Raw genomic sequence first — 20,541 nt, 5'->3', positions numbered from 1 at the left:
CGTCAAATGAGGAAAATAGCGCGAATAATATCGGGATATTAATCAGCTATTTGACGATATTTGGCAAAATTTAGCCATTGTTAGCCCATTTAGATACAATCGCTTGAATTGAGGACATGCCCTAGTATTCATTCAGTCACCATTTACCTTAACAGCGCTCAATCAATGATAGATAATGGAAAATAGGATCGTCACTTTATGAGTCAAACCCTCCCCAAACTCAGTCATCACCTAGTCGATGATGCTCAATATAATTTGCTCCGTTCAGTTGGCTATCTGACTGCTGCTGAACGCCGTGACATTATTGATGCTTGTGAGTTCGGCGATATTGCGCACATTAAAGACAAGCGTAAATCAGGGGAGCCATATATTACTCATCCGATGGCGGTCGCTGAGATATTGGCGGGCTTTCGCTTAGATCGAGATACAATTATTGCGGCGATTTTACATGATACGGTCGAAGATACCGAGGTCAGTGATGAGCAAATTGAGCAGCGTTATGGCAAAGTCGTGGCGAGGCTGGTCGATGGGGTCACCAAACTAAAATCCTCGTCTCATAATAAGCAACAGAATAAAGCTGCTACCTTTCATAAAATCCTGACGGCTACCCTTGCTGATCCACGAGTGCTCATTATTAAGTTGGCCGACCGCTTACACAATATGTCGACGCTGGATGCGGTACGTCCCGAAAAACAGCGCACCACGGCGCAAGAGACATTAGATTTTTATGTGCCATTTGCCCGTCTGATGGGTCTCAATGACATTGCCGATTATATCGAGGTGCTATGTTATCGAAATCTTGATTCTGGGATGTATAACAAGATTTCGGATAAGCTACTGCAACATGGGCTGGGACGAAACTTCCAAAGAGAAACCATTCATAGCTATCTGACTATTGTCTTAAATAATCTAGGGCTCAATGGCCTCGTGAAAGTATTAGACAATCGTGTGGTGATATATCGGCAGTTTTTCCGCAATCGCGGTGAGATTAATGCCCTGCTCCGTCACTACGCTTTTGAGATTGTGCTCGATAGTATCGAAGAATGTGACAAGCTTGCTTATTACCTAATCAAAAAATATCAGATCGATGACGGCCATATCGCTGACAATATTCGGCGTCCATTACCAGGTGGCAACCAATCACTGACCCTTATTTATGAGCGCGATAACGACTTTGTAAAAGTCACTATCTTGACCAAACAGATGCAAAATGCGGCAAGGCTGGGCGTCATTGGCGCAGAACACGCCTCCGATGTCAGCCAATCAGTCATTCAAGCATCGCTGCGCAATATGAAGGACTTGGTGGATGAGGACAGCCTTAATCAACACAGCCCTGACTTTACCGCTGCGGTCTCGACGATTAATGAGCTGATGGATTATTTGCATTCAAGCAAAATCATCTGTTATAGCCCAAAAGGTCGTGCCTATGAGCTACCGCAAGGAGCCACAGCGCTTGACTTTGCCTACGCTGTTGGACCTATGGTCGGCAATGTCGCCGTTGGTGCCAATATCGATGGTAAAAAGGCCAAGCTGGGTACGGTGGTCAAAAACGGTCAATTGGTCGAGATAGAAGTGAATAGCCACTCGGAACCAAAAGCCGAATGGTTAGGATTTGTGGTAACCAATAAAGCTCGTGAAGAGATTTTACGTTGGTTTAAAGATTTATCTGCAGCTGATAAGCAGCACCACGGTCAACAAGCCTTGGATCGCGCGCTAAAAACCTATCAAAAAAGTCTCGATGATTTAACCGATAGCGACTGGAAAAACTTGACAGAATGGCGCGGTCTGGCAGAAAAAAGTGCGCTATTTGAGCAGATCAGCTCGGGTACGCTATTGCCTCAGCTGGTAGTCACGCGGCTATTTAGCGATGAAGTCAGTGACTTGCAGGCCAAAGAACACAGCGATGATACGGCGCAACCGCAGCAATTGATCGTCAACGCCTCAGGGGTTGAGCTTGATTTTGCCAATTGCTGTCATCCGATCTATGGCGACCCTATCGTTGGCCATTTATCGCGTCATGGCTTGGTGGTACATCGCCATAAATGCTTTTCGCTCGATGATATTCGTAAGGACAACCCTTACCAAGTGATACAGCTGCGCTGGCGCAATGATAAGGCTATCAAACAAAATGAGTCCGGTGAGCACGCTAGCAAAGTCCGTTTTTCGGCTTATTTAAAGCTGTCTCTTGCCCTCAGCGACGAACAAATTAGCGAGGTTATCTACCATCTGCGCCAGTTAAATATGGGGGTCGAAACGGTCGATGTGCGCCATACTGACACCATCATCCATATTGTGGTGCGTAGTCGCAATCACTTAGCACAAGGCATTCGCGAGCTGCGCTCACTACTGGGATTTCCTAATATTATGCGACTTTATCAGCTATAGCTATAAGCGCTATTAATGCTTAATACCTAACTTTTTTGCTGATTGAAGAAGCACTAAACCCTTATAGAGTTAGCCTTAATTTTTAGAAAAAACCAAAATAATGATAAACTTTGCTACTTCGTTTTTAGTCAGTAAATCCAATCAATCAAACGAAAAAAATACGTTAAGGATATAATATGAGTCGTCAAACCATTCAAACAGATAAAGCTCCTGCCGCTGTTGGTACTTACTCACAAGCAGTAAAGGTCGGTAACACCGTCTATATCTCAGGTCAGCTTGGTTTTGATCCTGAAACCATGGAACTGCGCGAGGGTTTTAAAGCACAGGCTGAGCAAGTGTTTGAAAACATTAAAGCCATTTGTGAAGCCGCGGGTGGCAGTCTAAATGACGTGGTTAAATTCAATGTATCTTTGACTGATTTGAATGACTTTGCCACCTTAAACGAGGTATTCATTGCCAACTTAAGCGAGCCATACCCTGCCCGTGCAGCGGTACAAGTAGCCGCACTACCTAAAGGCGGTGTGGTTGAAATTGAGTCTATACTATACATTGAATAATACGGAAGTTATTACACTGAATGCTTAAGTGAATGCGTCAAAATAACGGTTGTTAGCGTAAGCCCAAATATCATTATTTGGGCTTACTGTTATTATCCTCATCGAGTTTATTATTTAGATACCCAAAAGTTAGGAATGCATTTTATGTTGGTACAAGTTGCGCTGCCTGTGCCCCTTTATCGGGTATTTGATTATAGCCTACCGGCAGATATGAACATTTCACTAAATGAGGCTGCATCACAACTACCGCCAATTGGTAGCCGCGTCGAGGTATCATTTGGTCGTCAGACTTTAATTGGTATCGTCATTGCTCATATCGCTGCAGCAGATAGCAGCGTACCAATAAAAAAACTCAAACCTATCAATAAGTGCTTAGATGCCGAGCCGATTTTGGACGCCAGCATGCTAAAGCTGGCTTATTGGCTGGCGAGTTATTACCACTATCCACTCGGTGATGTATTAGCAGTCATCTTGCCCACCCTCGTTCGTCAAGGCAATCCGCTAGACTTATTGATTACCCATTGGCGAATTTTGCCGCATGCGAATGATGATGACTTTCGTGCCAATGCCAAAAAACAAAAGCAGCAATTCGATATGCTTAAACTGCATGGCGAACGCGGTGCGAGTGAAGATACTTTGTTGTTGGAAGGCATGCAAAGAGCCTTCTTAAAGACGCTGGAAGAAAAAGGCCTTATCGAACGCTATATTGAGCCAAAACAAGCACCTGCCCCTGTCAAACTCGCGAAAATGCCACTTGATCTGAACGATGAGCAACAGCTTGCTGTCGACGCTATCATTGCTGCCCACGAAGCTAAGCGCTACACGGGATTTTTATTAAACGGTATTACCGGTAGTGGCAAAACCGAAGTTTATTTGCAAGCGATGCAAGCGGTCTTAGAAGCCGGCAAGCAAGTTTTGATTTTGGTGCCAGAGATTGGACTCACGCCGCAGACGCGCGCGCGCTTTGCCAGTCGCTTTGCCGCTCATATTGTCTTATTGCATTCGGGTATGAACAATACCCATCGCCTACAAGGCTGGCAAGATTGCCGTACCGGTCATGCGCAAATTATCATTGGAACGCGCTCAGCGGTGCTCTATCCCTTTGCAGATTTGGGCTTAATTGTGGTTGATGAAGCGCATGATGGCTCCTATAAGCAGCAAGATACGCTGCGCTATCATGCCGCTGACGTCGCGCTTTATCGCGGATTACAAGCCAATATCCCCGTCGTACTTGGGACCGCCACCCCGTCTCTTGAGCATCTAAAACTGGTCGATGACGGTAAACTGGTAGAGTGCCAATTGCAAACTCGCCCCGGTAATGCCAAGCTTGCCAGCATGCAGCTGATTGATGCGCGCCTGCAAAGTACGCATCAACAAACGACGAACGAAGGCGCACGCTATGATACTGGTCTGACCGATGCGCTTATCGGCGCAATACGGCAAACACTAGAGGCTGGCGATCAAGTATTAATATTTTTAAATCGTCGCGGCTATGCACCAGTTTTGCTATGCGAAGCTTGCGGTTGGCAAGCAGATTGCCCGCGCTGTGATGCCCATTTAACTGTCCATTATAATAGCCAATCGCCATCTAATTCCTATTCAAGCAGCTCATATTTAAAATGCCACCATTGCGATTGGCAAGCCTATATTCCAACGGTTTGTCCTGATTGTGGCAGTCAAAATTTGGATGCCAAAGGAATGGGCACTACAAGGCTCAGCGAAAACTTGCATGCGATTTTTGCCAATCCGCAAACCAGTAAAGAGCTTTACCCTATTATCCAAATCGATCGCGATACCACCAGACGTAAAGACAGCTGGGAGAATATCTATCAACGTATCAATGAAGGCAAGCCTGCCATCTTAGTTGGTACGCAAATGGTCGCCAAAGGTCATCATTTTCCTAATGTTACGCTTGTTTGTTTGCCCAATGCTGATCGTGGCTTTTTATCAGCCGATTTTCGCTCACCGGAACATACTGCACAACTCATGATTCAAGTCGCAGGGCGTGCCGGTCGCGGTGATAAATCGGGGCGCGTATTGATTCAAACGCTGCAGCCCGATAATGAGCTGTTATTAAAATTGGTAAAAGATGGTTATCTGTCATTTGCTCGTGAGCTATTGCAAGAGCGTAAAATGATGGGCTTGCCGCCGCATAGTTATGCTGCCCTAATACGCTGTGAAGGCAAAACCCTTGCCGCCACGACGCAAGCGCTTAAAGATGCGATTGCTATTTTGCCAAATGGGCATAATCTTGCTGTCCTCGGTCCTATCGATGCGCCAATGAGTAAAAAGAACAGTCGCTACCACGTGCATTTACTGCTGTTAGGCAAAGACAGACAGCAATTGCATCGGGTATTACATCACTGGTGGCAACCTGTACTTACCTTGCCAAGCGCCAAATATCTGAAGCTGACCTTGGATATTGACCCTGTTGGTTGGTAATATCCAATTTCTTAGCATGGTCCTTTAACTCGAATCATCACGCTATAGTCGGTACTAAATAAAATGGATACGTTATCTGACAACGTGAAACTGGTACGAATTTTTCTAGCTTGCTGTGCCTACGCCGACAGAGGCTACAAAAAATTCATTCCAGTTTCACTGTATCTTCTTTATGTGGAGCTGACTATATAGATATAGCTTACAGTCACTAACCAACGCTTTTCAAAATAGGCATTTCATCGTTTACCGCCTAGATACAGCAAGCATTTATTAAATGTGCTAAATTATTTATATCTGTCTGGTTTTTATACAGCAAGCACAGCTTTATAAGCAATCAAATTTCACCTTCTATCATCCTGAGTGTTGTTATGAATCAAAATCACCCAAAATCTGAAAAGAATGACCATTCTCATGAGAATACTGCGGCTGATAATCATAAGCACGGTCAAAAGGATGCAGAAGGTCATTATATTAAAGACAGTTATACTGATAATAATCAAGACAATCACGACCACGATGAACACCTAGAACAGACAGTCGCACCGCGCGATACCAAGGGCTATCAGCGTACGTTACTCTTTAGCTTTGTCATTATTACTGGCTATATGTTTATCGAAGCCATCGGTGGCTGGCTCACGGGCAGTTTGGCGCTATTGTCTGATGCTGGTCATATGCTCAGTGACGCCGTAGCCCTTGGCGCGACGTTAATGGCGTTCAAAATTGGTGAAAAAGCAGCCACTCATCAAAAGACGTTTGGCTATAAACGCTTTGAGATTTTAGTGGCAACAGTCAATGGTGCGACGTTGGTTATTATTGCCATTATGATTTTTTATGAGGCGATTAAGCGCTTTAATTCGCCGCCTGAGATTGCGACCCAAGGCATGCTTATCGTTGCTACCATTGGTATGTTGGTCAACATTTTGGTCGCTTGGCTGATGCACCGTGGCAGTCGCGGCACAGATGCACATGGTCACAGTCATGCAGGTAGTAACAAGGACAGTCAAGGAAAAAATGCGGGTAAAGCACCGGTCAATCTGAATATGCAAAGTGCTTATTTGCATGTGTTAAGTGACTTAATGGGTTCGGTTGCCGCTATTGTTGCCGCGCTTTTGATGATGAGCTTTGGCTGGATTTGGGCGGATGCGGCGGCCTCGGTGATTGTCGCCATATTGATTTTGTTTAGTGGTTACCGCGTCGTCCGTGATTCGGTCCATATCTTGATGGAAGGTACGCCAGAAGGTATATCGCTAGTTGAGGTCGAAGACAAATTACTTGCCCACCCGCAAGTACGACAAGTCCATGATCTGCATGTTTGGAGTATCACCAGCGGTCTCAACGCCCTATCGTGTCACGTGGTCGTCGATGGCGAAATGAGTATTTATGAATCCAGTATCCTGATTACCAGTTTAGAGCAAAGCCTCCTTGAGCTTGATATTCACCATGCGACCATTCAGGTTGAAAGCTTAGCGCATCCGCAAACCAAGACGCATAGCGATGCTTTAGTTTGCGATATCTCACAGCAGGCGACTGATACCAATAGTCATATTGGTCACAACCATTAAGCGTAAGACATTAAACATAAGACATTAAATCATATAATTATCAATTAAGACGTCGCCTATCTGGTTGTTAGTTATGAGCGACGTTTTAATTGATATTTTTTTATAAAGTACTGGCAATAACGCAGTATTAGCCAAATTATCCACAGCGCTGTTATGAGCCAAGTACTTAGCCCGAGCCCCAACAGCGTCATGCGAATCCAAAAATCTAGCGCACCGTTCATGAGGTGCGGCAGATAAGCCGGTCCCATATTGGATGCCACTATTAACCAAAACCCAAATAGCAGCGCCAGTCCTGCACCGATAATCCTTAAAATTATTTTACCGACAGTTTCTAATAAGCCACGCCAGTTATCATATATGGACGAAGGAGGTGAATGATGATTCATAAAAAAGCGCCTAAAAAGTGGCTTAAAAAAGATAAATAAAAGACCTTTATTGCAAATCAGCTTATATCAGGCAGATTTTTATCATTGTAAGAGCATGTTAAAAATAATGGAAAATTTGGCCGCGCCGCCATATTTTTCCTATAAATTCTGTATACTTAAGGCTTAAAACCCTTATTCATAACCAATTGATGACCTTCTGCCATGTCGAGACGCTCAGCTCCTTTCGTTGCTCCTAGCTACATTGATGACCCTATCTCAAGTGAGGGTAAAAAGCATGCCAAAACATTGCTATCAACGCTGCAAGAAGACATTGCTAGCTTTCGAGATGCGCAGTTCCCGCCTGATATTTTGCGTCAAATCCGTGATATGCCTATTTATGAAGGCAATCTAGCCGAAGTCCAAGCCTATCAACAGCGTTGGCAGACGCTGCTCGAACGCGCGATGGCCTTTTATCCGGCGGCCAATCTACCGCCCGATTATCTGCCATTACCTGCCAGCCTCGAGATACCTCAATTTATCTATCATGTTCAGCGCCTGCATCTAACCAAAACTCATGCTAAAGAATCTAAGAGCTTTGGCTCAGTAGGTGCACTTACTGATAAATGCGGGGATTATAGCGCTGATGAGATTGCGCGTATGGCTGCCGTATTGGAGAAGGATGATGAGGCACGTTTGGTGGCGCATCGTGAATTTATTGACTTGCGTGCGTACGTCTTTTGCCGCGATAGTATGGGTGAGATGCTAGAGCCCGAACGTGTGCGCTTTTATCGCACTGGACTTATCGTTCATGCACTGCCCAATTTTAAGATGATAGACAGTCGGCAGACACCGCGTAAGCGTCGTAATGATGCTTATAACAATCCGCTTGCTGATAACGGCGTGTGGAAGATTTATCGCAAAAAATAAAGTATGCTAGCGTTATTTATTATTGTCCTTCTTGTTTTATATTGACTGTTTTACATTGCTTATTTTTTTGCCAATTTTGAGGATTCCAGATGTTCGCTGCCGCCGCCGGCTCACCAAATTTAATGTTACAAGCTACAATTTTCTTAGGAGCTGCCCTGCTCTTTGTACCCCTTGGCAAACGCTTTGGTATTGCGACCGTCCTTGGTTATTTAATCACCGGATTGATATTAGGACCAAGTGCGCTAGATGTGGCGGGCGACGCTGAGAGCTTATTACATTTTTCTGAATTTGGCGTGGTGATGCTGCTATTCATCATTGGTCTTGAGCTCCAGCCTTCACGGCTTTGGGCGCTACGCCGCTCAATATTCGTCCTTGGTGGCTTACAAGTCGGTCTGTCTGGCACCTTATTGATGAGTATCCTCTATCAATTTTTCTCCTTACCACTCGATACGGCTTTTATTGTCGGCTTCGGCTTAGCGCTCTCCTCCACCGCTTTTGTGCTACAAATACTGACCGAAAAACAGCAGCTATCTAGTACCCATGGTCGTGAAGCGTTTACCATCTTGTTATTCCAAGATATTGCCGTGATTCCCTTATTGGCGGTTATTCCATTTTTGTCAGGGGTGCGCGAGCAGAGCTACGACTTAATCTATTTCGGCAAAGTATTTGCGGTTTTCGCCGGACTTATTTTTGCTAGCCGCTATATCATCCGACCTTTCTTTAAATTTGTGGCATCTAGTGGCGCATCAGAATTATTAACCGCAGTTGCTCTATTTATCGTCATGGGCGTCTCTATTTTGATGGGGCAGATTGGTCTATCGATGGCGCTTGGTGCATTTTTGACTGGGGTTTTGCTGGCGGATTCGGAGTACCGTCACGAGTTAGAAGCCAGTATTGAACCTTTTAAAGGGTTATTACTTGGGCTATTTTTTATGTCGGTCGGAATGCTGACTGATGTCAAACTCATTTTGGCCAAGCCCATCTTTATTATCGGCTGTGCGATGGCATTGATGTTTATCAAGTTCAGTGTGGTCACCGCTATCGCAAAAATATCTGGCAATCGCTGGCCAACCAGTATCAGGTTAGGGGTTACTCTTGCTCAAGGCGGTGAATTTGCATTTGTTTTGTTCAGTGTGGCCACCGCTCAAAATGTCTTGCAACCTGAGCTGGCAAACACCCTAAACCTCATTGTGACCATCTCTATGGCGCTGACGCCGCTGGCATTCTTATTATTAGAAAAAATAGGAGAGCCGTTATTCGCCAAAAGCAAACCCAGCCGTGAGTACGATACCATTCCTGATCATGAGCATCAGGTTATTATCGCTGGTTTTGGTCGTGTCGGTCAGATTATCGGTCGCGTATTACGCATGCACAATATCGAATTTACAGCCATCGAACGCTCCGCCAATCGAGTGGATTTCGTCCGGCGCTTTGGTAACCAAGTCTATTACGGCGATCCAAAAAACCCTGAGATATTGCGCGCCGCTGGTATCAAAAAAGCCCGCGTCTTTATTCTGGCGATTGACGACCTAGAGCGCTCTATTACCACCGCTCAATACCTGCGCAAAAACTACCCTGACTTAATTATCTTGGCACGCGCTCGTGACCGACAGCACTATTACCGTCTCCGTGAAGTTGGGGTTCGTCATATCTGGCGTGAGACTTATTTATCGTCTTTAGATATGTCGCGTGAGTCCTTGCAGCTGCTTGGCATCTCTCCTGAAAAAGCGCGCGAAACCGTGCAAACTTTCCGTGACTATGATGATGATTTGATTGAGCGTCAGCAAGCCATCTATGATGATGAGGCCAGCCTGATAGAGTCAGTACAGTCCTCAATGACAGAGCTTGAGAGCTTATTCGATGAGGATATTGGTAAGGCACGTAAGATGGACTTGAGTGAGTTCTCTGACGCCCTAAAAAACCAAGCCGCGCCCGTTGATGAAAACTAGAATATCGCTACTAACCCCAAAGGATAATTGCCGTTTAATCCGGTGAGCAGTTTGGCGGCGCAAGTTTTTCATTTAGCGAGCTGGTACATTGCCAACTGTTGCTATCTTTCACATGATAAAAAGCGACTGTTTGCTCATTGAGATAACGCAGTGGGAATTTAACGTTATGAATCGTTCCTATGACGGCACAATCTGTTTTAGGAACGCCCGGCACTTGAGTATCAATACGCATCAGCACCTGCGGATCATCTATGTTAAATGGCAAATTAATGGGACACTGCCCGGTCTGTTGGTAAATGACCGCCACACGATTCTGCGTCGTCTTGGTGATGTCATAAGCATTAAACAATACCTCATTGGCTTTTGGCTTCGCAATAATAGGTAAAAACTGCACCTTAATCACCAATAAAGCAAAAGCAAAGAGCCCAAATCCCAAGCCCAAACCAAACAAACTGACCCCGCCCTCTCGGCGCAGATGTGCTTGCTGCGCCGCCTCGTCTCGCGGATAATCCTCAATCGCATCAGCGATTTCGCGCCGTGCCATCCGGTAGTAATAAGCGTCTGTCCAACGTGCCACCATAGACGCCCAAAACAGCCAAATAATCGCCGCAATACCCAGTCGCGTTGCCATTTGATATGCATCTGGAATATAAGACATCGCTACAAATTCAAAAGTGACCAGCACAATAGCAACATTAAGCTGAATAAAAGACCAGCCTGCTACGCTGTAAACAATTGCATCCATATAGCGCTTGCGATATAACAGCCAAGGAAAAGTAATAAAAAATGCGGCCCAGTGCCATTTTGGCGACAGATAACCTTGCTCATCAAACTCTGAGAAGCGCTTGAGATAATAGCGCTGGGTACGATGACTGATAAACCATTTATCCAACTGCTCACGCTTGGCAGCTGTCAGCTGTTCTTGGTAAAACGGTGGTGGCGAGTCCGTCTCAATAAATAACATGGTGACAAGCCTTACTTATTATTAAGCATAAATGTTAACGCGCGGATTTTTATATCTTTTTTTATTCAACGATTCTCATTAAGTGGTTATTTTTAAACCATTATTTTAAAACCACACTTGCTATATGATAACGCCAAAAGCCCTGCGTAGAAAACCCATATATATGAAACCTGTAGACACAAACAGTGTATAAATATATAAAAATTATGGCAGGCACGCTAAAATTGGATTGTGCGTTCACAGCGGTGACGATTTCACTTATAATGAGGCAACTTTACCCACCTAATTAAGCCTTGTTAATCCTATGAGTCAACATCCTGAACACAATGACATCAATAGTAGTCATGATACTACTGATGCGCAAAATCCCAATACTGCTGACACCATGAACACAGACATGCCAACGGACAAGCATATTCGTATTGTTAATACCTTTATGAAACGGCGTACGCACATGAATAAAAATGCCGAAATGGCTCTTACTGATCCAGAATTTGCGCATTATTTGGTCAATAACAGCTTCGGTGATGGCAATCTCGACGGCATCGAGGACTTGCGGGTGTTATTCGCGGATAGCCCTAATGGCAGTGCCGCTCCGCTTACTTTAGAGATTGGGTTTGGGCTGGGTGATTCATTCATCGAGATGGCCGCCGCCGAGCCGACGCGCAATTTCGTTGGCGTCGAAGTCCATGAGCCAGGTATCGGTAAATGCGCTTATATGGCAGGTACGCAAGAGCTAAACAATGTCAAAATCATTAACGGTGATGCCATTCAATTACTCAAGCAATTACCAGAAAACCATATCGACCGCATCCAGCTTTACTTTCCTGACCCATGGCAAAAGAAGCGCCATTATAAGCGCCGTTTTGTCAGTCCTGAGCGTATGGCGATTGTCACGCGCAGTTTAAAGCAAGGTGGCTGGTTCCATACGGCAACCGACTGGGAGCATTATGCCTTTTGGATGGTTGAGGTTTTAGATGGTTTTTCAGGGCTAACCAACCAAGCAGGCGCAGGCAACTTCACAGACCGCCCTGACTTTCGTCCAATGACCAAGTTTGAGCGCCGTGGTTTAGAGCGCGGACATGGTGTCTGGGACTTGATCTATATTAAAGAGTAAACGTTACCACGTTACCCTTAATGGTTTTTCGACAAAGCGGCTAAGATATCTAGCCGCTTTTTTGTACTATCGGTATCGCTTTTCCTCATTCTATCTAAATATATGTAGCGTTTAATTGGCTGAACCCTCTGTCTGAGGTGCTTTGAAGAATTTTATTTATCCAAATTAACAAAGCAGCAATATGTGAAACATAGCCATTTCGACGAAATTTACAGAAGAAGAAATAGTTGCATAATAGCAAAAATGTATAACTGAGTGATTTTCTGCTCCTACTTATTCATACAAACATTGATACTATAAGGGCTGCATGAGTTCTCCCCATAAGCTGTGGATAACCCTGTGTATAAGTCACCACTTGACAAGAATTTTCCTAGGTAGCTTAAAGGGTTAGGTAAAATCGTTCATTTTTTATACAATTTAAAAACCCTTAATATTCAATATCTTAGACATCATTTGAAATCATAATAATTTATTTTTAATATTTTTAAATATTATTCAATTATCAAAGATGTTTCACACACGACGAATAAACTTTGATTATTCGTTGTGGACAACTTATAAATCTATTGACAAACCACCCTGTTATCCGGTCTGAAATAACAGATAAATGCTAGCATGGTTTGTATAAAGTCATCGTTGTTTATCACGCGACAATTAGTGTCGTTTAGCGTTTCCTAACCCTAAAGCCAGTCCTTGGATTTTGTTATAATTGCCTTATCTAATCAATAGTAGTACAAAGCATATGCTTTAATTAATTCACTATTGATACGCCAAAGTCTCCTATAATCATAGATGATTATGAACTTTTTTTTACTTATCTCATTATTTAATTTTACTGTATAGTAGAGTGATATATTAGCTATTACTTACTAATTACCACCTATTACAACGTCGCTAGCCTATTTAAAGGCTGAATCTTTCTTATGATTTAGGTCATTCCTATTATTAGCCTCACTACCCTAGCGTTATATAGTAGCAAAGACATCTTATTTACCATTTCAAAATAATTATTGAATAAAAGGAATCCAGTATGGACGACAATAAAGCCAAAGCACTCAAAGCAGCCCTCGGTCAAATCGAAAAGCAGTTTGGCAAAAACACCATCATGCATCTAGGTGACGACTCAGCCATTATGGATGTTGATGTGGTATCAACAGGCTCACTAGGTCTAGACATTGCGCTCGGTATCGGCGGTCTGCCAAAAGGTCGTATCGTTGAAATTTATGGCCCAGAAAGCTCTGGTAAAACGACTATGACGCTGCAGGCGATTGCAGAATGTCAAAAGCAAGGCGGGACCTGTGCCTTTATCGATGCTGAGCATGCGCTTGACCCTGTCTATGCACGCAAGCTTGGGGTAAACACTGATGACTTATTGCTCTCGCAGCCTGACAATGGCGAGCAAGCACTTGAAATCACCGATATGTTGGTACGCTCAGGCGCAATCGATATGATCGTGATTGACTCAGTAGCTGCCTTGACGCCGCGTGCTGAGATTGAAGGCGAAATGGGTGACTCACATATGGGTCTGCAAGCGCGTCTGATGAGCCAAGCCCTACGTAAAATCACTGGTAACGCCAAACGCTCTAACTGTATGGTGGTGTTTATTAACCAAATCCGTATGAAAATTGGTGTGATGTTCGGTAGCCCTGAAACGACGACTGGTGGTAACGCGCTGAAATTTTACGCTTCTGTACGTATGGATATTCGCCGTATCGGTGCGGTCAAAAATGGTGATGAAATCATCGGGAACCAAACCCGTGTCAAGGTCATCAAAAACAAAATGGCACCGCCCTTCCGCCAAGCAGAGTTTGAAATCACTTATGGTGAAGGTACCAATCATTTAGCCGAAGTGATTGACTTAGGCGTTGAGATTGGGGCGGTTGGTAAAGCAGGCTCTTGGTATAGCTATGGCGATGAAAAAATTGGTCAAGGTAAAGCCAACTCTGTACTGTTCTTAAAAGAAAATCCTGCGATTGCGAAAGAGATTGAAGATAAAATTCGTGATGAAAAACTTGGATCGAAAAAAGAAGCCAAAGCAGCGGATACTAATGAAGCCGATGTAGAACCCGCTTCTGAACCTGTTCAATAACGGCTCCATTATTCACCGTTATCAATGATCATGACTTGTTATGAAAATTAAATTGTTATGAAAATTAAAACTCTAGCTGAAATACTTGCTGAATCGGACACCGATTCAGCGAGTAGTGCTAATACTAACTCAAAAAATTCTGCCCAATCTTCTAAGACTTCTCGGCATTCATCTAAAGACAAGCCTAAACAGTCGGCTAAAACACATAAGCGCTCGACCTACTCTCGTAAAGCTACTTCGTTATCTGATGACTCCAGCTTTGAGATAGAATCAGTTGACGCACCCCCTTCTACTAGCAAAAACCCTACTAAATCCAAAAAGCGTAAAAAACGCTTTCACCCAGCGGCTAACTTTAGCCCTGAGCCTAGTGATGTGCCCGCTTATCAACCACCTGCAGCGCAAAGCATTAGAGAGATGCTAGCAGAGGTCAAACACAACGTTCATGGTGAGCAAAACGATAGCGCTGCTACTGGTGATGACAATAGATTTAATAAAGAATCAAATCACATAGCAGATGCAACCGCTACCACCACTTCTACGCATAGCGTAGTAGACAGCCATACAGATAACCTACCAGCGGCGCTTAAAGCCTACTTGCGTACCCCTGAACAACGTCAAGCGGATATTGATGCAATCAAAGCCGAAAGTCGCTTACGCTGGTTGGCGTTTTATTATTTATCGCGACGTGAGTATGGCAAGGCTGAGCTTAAGCAAAAGCTGCTCGATAAAGAGCAAGACCCAGAAAAAGTTGATGCGCTGCTTGAAGAGTTTGCAGAAAAAGGCTATCAAAGTGACTATCGCACTACCCTCATGCTGATTCGCGAAAATATCCGCAAAGGTCGTGGACGAGGACGTATCAAGCAGGAGTTTTATCGTAAAAAAATTGCCATGCCGGGTAATATTGATGAGCTAATCGATATGGCGAATGCAGAGTCAGAGGAGTTTAGCGAATTCGTAGATGACAGCGCTGACAATTTGGTCGATGGTGTCGATTGGCTCAAGCTCGCTGTTGCTGCTCGCACCAAAAAGTACGGCGACGACATTCCTACTGAGCAAAAAGATAAAGCGCGCCAACTACGGTTTTTGCAATATCGTGGCTTTAACACCGATATCTGCTTTGCGGCGCTCAACTACACGCTAGACACGTTAGATGAGCGCTTTTAGGATAGTGACTTATAACGATTGATTAATAATAGCCGAGCACCTTCCACCAAATCAGACCAGCACCTATCCAAATCACCAAATTGACCACACTCATTATCGCGCCAATACTCCACCATTCTCTTAACGTGACATAACCTGAGTTAAAGATAACAGGTGCGGTACCAGTCGCATAGTGGGTAAGCGTCATCATGATGTTCCCTGCTGCGGCCAAGATTAACGCATACAACATTGGCGGCGCACCTAACGTCAATCCTACTGCATAAAAAGCCGCAAATAGTGCGGTAATATGCGCGGTGGTACTAGCAAAGAAGTAATGGATATATAAATAAACCAAAGTCAAAATAGTCACGGCACCGATCCAGCCTACCCCAGTTGTACCAATCAGAGACTCAATATTGCTTGAAAACCAGCCTATCAAACCAAGCTCATTGAGATATGCTGCCATCATAATGAGCGCACCGAACCAAATAATGGTATCCCAAGCAGATTTCTCTTTTAGGATATCATCCCAAGTCAGCACACCCGTTAATATTAAAGTCGTTAGACCAATAAAGGCCGTGGTGGTAGCATCAACACTATATTCTTCACCTAAAATCAATGCCGGTATATTTGCCCACAACAGCAGCATCAGAGCAAACACCCCGAGCATGATTTTTTCTTGGCGACTTATTTTGCCCATTTCTGCCAAATTGTCCTTGGCAAAACCTTTTGCATCGGGTGTGACTTTGACATCAGGTGGATAAACCATATAAATAACTAAGGGCATGATTACCAAGCACAGTATCCCCGGTACAAACATCGCTACTGCCCACGTCGTCCATGACAGCTGAATGTCACCGCCAGTCGCCTTATTAACTAGGTCTACGACTAAAGGGTTGGGCGCAGTAGCTGTAATAAACATACCAGAAGTGATAGGGTTGGCATGATAGTTAACCATTGCCAAGTAGCGACCAATTTTATTTTGCGTACCCTCTTCTGGAGTGGAATGAAAGCTCTGAGCAATGGACTTCATAATAGGGTGGATAATACCGCCGCCACGCGCCGTATTAGAGGGCGTAATGGGCGCTATCATCAATTCAGCCGCAGTCAAAGAATAAGCCACGCCGATCGTTTTTTTACCAAAAATAGAGATGAAATAATAGGCGATACGTCGACCTAGACCTGTTTTTATTAAGCCACGAGATATCATTACCGCGATACCAATCAGCCAAATTAGCGGGCTTGAGTAGCTTGATAAGGCATCGCTAATGGCCTGTTTTGGACTATCACTTGTCACACCCGTCAGTGCCACTAGAGTGACCGCAATAATAGCAATCGCTCCAATGGGCAATACCTTGCCTATAATAGCGACGATAGTGGCAATAAATAATGCCAACATGTGCCATGCTTCAGGCGTGACGCCAGTCGGAATTGGAATGACAAACCAAATAATAAAACCTACTAAAATAGCAATCGCCGCTTGGACAGGCTTAAATGGCATGAGTAGTTTTCCTTATTGAGTGATTGATTTTATAAAGTGCTTACATCATTACATCGTCATATCTTATAGCCAAATCCATATAAATCCGCTATATCGTCATACTCGCTGACCATACTCATGTATAGCTTGCACTCAGTTTCCTTGTATGGAAATTATTTAAACTCAACTATAGTCAAAGCATCCTAAAAACGCGACGGTATTGCTAATATATCGATATTAATTTTCACTCACTATATATGGAACAGCCACAATATGGTGGCTGTCATAAAACGAGATTGGATGGCTCGTTTAATTCTATTATAAATTTTATATTACTCTCGTGCTATTGTTTACCTTTTTTAATATATCTATTTAAATTTTAGAAAGATTAATGAACAGATATTTACACTGTCGTTTAAACTGACTTTATTATATTGATAAAAAAAAGAGCCTGCCGTTAGACACACTCTTTTTTTATTAAACTTGATCGATACTGGTTTGTTTAAAAAATTATTTTAACATGGTTATTTTAACGTATTGAGTCGACTCGATAGCTGCCCAATGATCTGATCAATCTCTTGATTGGCTTCAGCTTCATTGTCTAGATTACCATTCGGAGTCAATTGATTCATCACTTCTGGGAGCAATTCGGCAAGCCCTTGACGCACTTCAGTCTCATTAGCCCCTGTCTTCGCGGCCACTTGCTGAATCTCGTTTTCATCAAATAATTGGTTAATCTCGTTGGGGTCTAAATTGTCGTTATCTTCATTATTACTCATCCAAGAGCGCACTTGATTGTCGTGACCCATACCTGTGATTTTCGATAGAGCAGCGCTTAAGCCACCATTACGTTGAATCCAGCTCAATACCATGGGCATGAGGGCAGCAACCAGCATGCCTTTACCACCGCCAAAGCCGCTTCTATTACTCTTACCACCCAATACGCTGCCCAGGATATCACCCAAGCCGCCAGCACCAGAGCTCATACCACCGCGCTGATTGCCACCGGTGAGACTGCCCATAATATCGTCCAGACCAAATCCATTATCCGCCTGACGATTATACTGCTGTGGATTATAACCACCAGATTGACCACCGCCCAATACGCTACCTAAAATATCACCCAGACCACCCGTACGACGTGATGTCGACCCTTGGTTCACAGGATTACGCTGTGCATCATCTGGCGCCATGGCACTACGCGCTACTTGACTCACTAAATTCCCTAATAAGCTCATAACCTCATCCTTTTTTGTCGTTTTGTTTATTATCTTCAGCTGCTATGTTATTTGACTATAACCAGCAGATAACGTAAACGCTGAATATATTTTAATATAGCAAATCTATCTTAACATCGAGATAGGTGTTTTGTTATTGACCATATTGGCTTATGAAGGCTCATCTAAACCTAATATAACTCTATATAAACCACACCACGCTGTATCAATTAGTCGTTACAGCGCTCACATTTGCTAAAACATTTAATTCGCGCCATTGCTCAAGGCTCACTTGATCGCGAAATACGGTCAATGACATGGAACGCTGATAAGGCTCTTTAATCATAAAATCAAAGCTCATTGCCCAATGATAATGATGGACAGCAAGCAGTTGTGCTTGCCATAGCCCATCGCCTTGGCTCGTCCGTATCCTAAGTTGCCAATGTTGATCGATACGCTTATCAATTGGCGGCTGTGTGAGATGCAACAAAATTGGCCGTGACAGTGCCAGATAGCTGACGACGGCTGCCGTTACTATCAATATGAGTACATACTGCCATAACGCCAACGCAGCCAGCCATGCCAAACCAAGCATGACTAACGCCAAACCAAGATATAGTAAAGTACGCAAATAGCTGGCGGGCTTGATAGCAGTATCAATCCTTAGGGAGGTAATCATCGTCATATATGCAAATCCGCCATATGGGGAAAGCCGTTATAACTATCAGACTTTATCAGCTATCAATATAGACTTAACGACGCAAAAGAAACCTAAAAATATGAATGATTTTAAAATTGTTAAATTATCAAATTATTAATGTCAATGCTATGACACGTCTTTAGCATGACGCCATGTCTTAATTTTATTTACTAGTGCCCATATGCGGTCATCTTCTGGACGGTTTTGATTGGTAAAATAATCGAGTAAATCAGGATCTTCGTGAGTCAGCATTTGGGCAAAGGTCTCTTGTTCAGTAGGTTCTGCGGTTAAGTAAATCTCTTTGACATAAAGGTCAATGTAGAAGTCTAACTCTTTTAAGCCACGACGCGCTTGATAAATGATACGGCGCTGTTCATTGGTTGGCTCAGGCTGGGTCGTAGTGGTCATAGAAATGCTCTCATTATTTTAATAGGTGTTCAGATTAATATTAAGTGTTAATCATTGGCGCTAACTATCAAATATGCATATAGTGCAATAGCAGTGATTAGAGCTATTCTAGCATTGATTTTTTAGTGTTAATTTTTTAGTGTTAATTTTTTAGTGTTAATTTTTTAGTGTTAATTTTTTAGTGTTAATTTTTTAGTGTTGATTGTAGGCAGATAACTGCTGCCATAACGCCACAGCTTGCTGCATCATCGCGACATTATGAGTACGGATAATACTAGCGCCTTGTTGCAAGGCAAAGATACCCGCAGCAACTCCGACTGTATCACGTTCTATTGCCTCAGTTGTAGCCACTGCTTCGATACCGCTTTTAGTTAATACTTCTGCTAAAAAACGCTTGCGAGAAATACCAAACATCATAGGGAAACCAAGACTTTGTAATTCTCCTAGCTGCGACAATAACGCGCAATGATGCTCGTAGTTTTTGGCAAAACCAAAGCCTGGGTCGATAATGATTTTCTCACGCTTGACACCAATGCTGACTACCTCATCGATACGGGCTATTAACTCTGCGCTAACGTCAGCGATCACGTCGTCATAGAGCGCCAGATTATTCATCGTCGTTGGCTCACCGCGCATGTGCATCAACATAACTGGTATATCAAGCTCAGCCGCTAGCGCTGCAGCACCCTCGCATTTGAGCGCTCGTACATCATTCCAAATATCAGCACCCGCCTCAACAGCTGCCCGCATAACGGTAGGATTACTGGTATCGATAGACAACCAAACTACATCGCCAAGTTGCTGTCTAATCGCTTTGACGACCGGTACAACACGCTGCAATTCCTCACTAGTCGCGACAATAGCAGCATTTGGCCGCGTAGATTCGCCGCCAATATCAATAATGGTCGCACCCGCCGCTATCATCTCTTTAGCATGAGCAAGCGCGCTATCAATAGCGTTAAATTGTCCACCGTCCGAAAATGAATCAGGTGTAACGTTAAGAATACCCATGATCTGAGGTCGCGATAGATCTAACATTTTTTCGCGACTAGAGACCGTATAAATAGGTAAAGGCTGAAATAATGACATAACCAATCCGTTGCAAATTAAGTTGATAAACACTGGGTCAGCACTTTATTTTTATCTCATGATATCAGTAAATCTGCTGCTGTTCTAAATGCTTCGTAAAATGATGACAATAAAAAAGCCCTCTATTAAAAAGGGCTTCTTATATTG

The 20,541-nt window shown here is 43.7% G+C and carries 16 protein-coding genes; 9 read left to right on the top strand and 7 right to left on the bottom strand.

Features of this window, described 5'->3' with window-relative positions; translation table 11 throughout:
* Positions 1-198 precede the first annotated feature (198 nt).
* The 4 genes from W293_RS0110735 (at position 199) to W293_RS0110720 (ending at position 6,946) form a co-directional block, all read left to right on the top strand.
* Positions 199-2,385, top strand: coding sequence for a RelA/SpoT family protein (locus W293_RS0110735; protein WP_025652440.1), 2,187 nt, complete (start codon positions 199-201; stop codon positions 2,383-2,385).
* A 176-nt stretch (positions 2,386-2,561) separates the two neighbouring features.
* Entirely contained in the window at positions 2,562-2,942 is a 381-nt protein-coding gene (locus tag W293_RS0110730) for a RidA family protein (RefSeq protein ID WP_025652439.1), read from the top strand.
* 144 nt (positions 2,943-3,086) lie between these two features.
* Positions 3,087-5,384 (top strand): primosomal protein N', encoded by a 2,298-nt coding sequence (locus tag W293_RS0110725; protein ID WP_025652438.1) that lies wholly within the window; start codon positions 3,087-3,089, stop codon positions 5,382-5,384.
* Positions 5,385-5,752: 368 nt separating this feature from the next.
* Positions 5,753-6,946, top strand: a complete 1,194-nt coding sequence (locus W293_RS0110720) for a cation diffusion facilitator family transporter (RefSeq protein ID WP_025652437.1) — start codon at positions 5,753-5,755, stop codon at positions 6,944-6,946.
* A 71-nt stretch (positions 6,947-7,017) separates the two neighbouring features.
* Here W293_RS0110720 and W293_RS0110715 read toward each other — a convergent pair whose 3' ends face one another.
* Positions 7,018-7,332, bottom strand: a complete 315-nt coding sequence (locus W293_RS0110715; protein WP_025652436.1) for a hypothetical protein — start codon at positions 7,330-7,332, stop codon at positions 7,018-7,020.
* Between the two features lie 201 nt (positions 7,333-7,533).
* Here W293_RS0110715 and W293_RS0110710 point away from each other — a divergent pair, with 201 nt between their 5' ends.
* Together W293_RS0110710 and W293_RS0110705 are read left to right on the top strand one after the other, a co-directional pair.
* Positions 7,534-8,238, top strand: a complete 705-nt coding sequence (locus W293_RS0110710; protein WP_025652435.1) for a hypothetical protein — start codon at positions 7,534-7,536, stop codon at positions 8,236-8,238.
* Positions 8,239-8,327: 89 nt separating this feature from the next.
* On the top strand, positions 8,328-10,187 hold the full coding sequence (locus W293_RS0110705; protein WP_025652434.1) for a monovalent cation:proton antiporter-2 (CPA2) family protein: 1,860 nt from the start codon (positions 8,328-8,330) through the stop codon (positions 10,185-10,187).
* A gap of 34 nt (positions 10,188-10,221) precedes the next feature.
* On the opposite strand, the gene W293_RS0110700 is transcribed toward W293_RS0110705, so the two are convergent.
* Positions 10,222-11,151, bottom strand: a complete 930-nt coding sequence (locus tag W293_RS0110700; protein WP_025652433.1) for a DUF2628 domain-containing protein — start codon at positions 11,149-11,151, stop codon at positions 10,222-10,224.
* 385 nt (positions 11,152-11,536) lie between these two features.
* On the opposite strand from W293_RS0110700, the gene trmB reads away from it, so the two are divergent.
* From trmB to W293_RS0110685, 3 genes are all read left to right on the top strand, one after another.
* Complete coding sequence (trmB, locus tag W293_RS0110695; RefSeq protein WP_407074181.1) at positions 11,537-12,268, top strand: tRNA (guanosine(46)-N7)-methyltransferase TrmB; 732 nt, start codon at positions 11,537-11,539, stop codon at positions 12,266-12,268.
* 1,030 nt (positions 12,269-13,298) lie between these two features.
* Positions 13,299-14,357 carry a recombinase RecA gene (gene recA, locus W293_RS0110690; protein ID WP_025652431.1) on the top strand — a complete coding sequence of 353 codons (1,059 nt, stop codon included), beginning with the start codon at positions 13,299-13,301 and terminating at the stop codon, positions 14,355-14,357.
* Positions 14,358-14,414: 57 nt separating this feature from the next.
* Positions 14,415-15,521 carry a regulatory protein RecX gene (locus W293_RS0110685; RefSeq protein ID WP_025652430.1) on the top strand — a complete coding sequence of 369 codons (1,107 nt, stop codon included), beginning with the start codon at positions 14,415-14,417 and terminating at the stop codon, positions 15,519-15,521.
* A 22-nt stretch (positions 15,522-15,543) separates the two neighbouring features.
* Here the strand turns inward: W293_RS0110685 and W293_RS0110680 are convergent, their stop codons facing one another.
* The 5 genes from W293_RS0110680 to folP all read right to left on the bottom strand — a co-directional run bounded on the left by W293_RS0110680 (position 15,544) and on the right by folP (position 20,394).
* On the bottom strand, positions 15,544-17,001 hold the full coding sequence (locus W293_RS0110680) for an anion permease (protein ID WP_025652429.1): 1,458 nt from the start codon (positions 16,999-17,001) through the stop codon (positions 15,544-15,546).
* Positions 17,002-17,504: 503 nt separating this feature from the next.
* Positions 17,505-18,218 carry a YidB family protein gene (locus tag W293_RS0110675; RefSeq protein ID WP_025652428.1) on the bottom strand — a complete coding sequence of 238 codons (714 nt, stop codon included), beginning with the start codon at positions 18,216-18,218 and terminating at the stop codon, positions 17,505-17,507.
* A gap of 205 nt (positions 18,219-18,423) precedes the next feature.
* The gene (locus W293_RS0110670) at positions 18,424-18,882 is read right to left on the bottom strand and encodes a hypothetical protein (protein WP_025652427.1); all 459 of its coding nucleotides are present in this window, start codon (positions 18,880-18,882) and stop codon (positions 18,424-18,426) included.
* Between the two features lie 141 nt (positions 18,883-19,023).
* Positions 19,024-19,305 (bottom strand): succinate dehydrogenase assembly factor 2, encoded by a 282-nt coding sequence (locus W293_RS0110665; protein WP_025652426.1) that lies wholly within the window; start codon positions 19,303-19,305, stop codon positions 19,024-19,026.
* Between the two features lie 192 nt (positions 19,306-19,497).
* Complete coding sequence (folP, locus tag W293_RS0110660) at positions 19,498-20,394, bottom strand: dihydropteroate synthase (RefSeq protein ID WP_025652424.1); 897 nt, start codon at positions 20,392-20,394, stop codon at positions 19,498-19,500.
* Positions 20,395-20,541 lie beyond the last annotated feature (147 nt).

The organism is Psychrobacter sp. TB67, from assembly GCF_000511065.1.
GTDB lineage: Bacteria > Pseudomonadota > Gammaproteobacteria > Pseudomonadales > Moraxellaceae > Psychrobacter > Psychrobacter okhotskensis.
The sequence above is the reverse complement of the archived record's forward strand: the minus strand, read 5'-3'. Positions and strand labels throughout refer to the sequence as shown.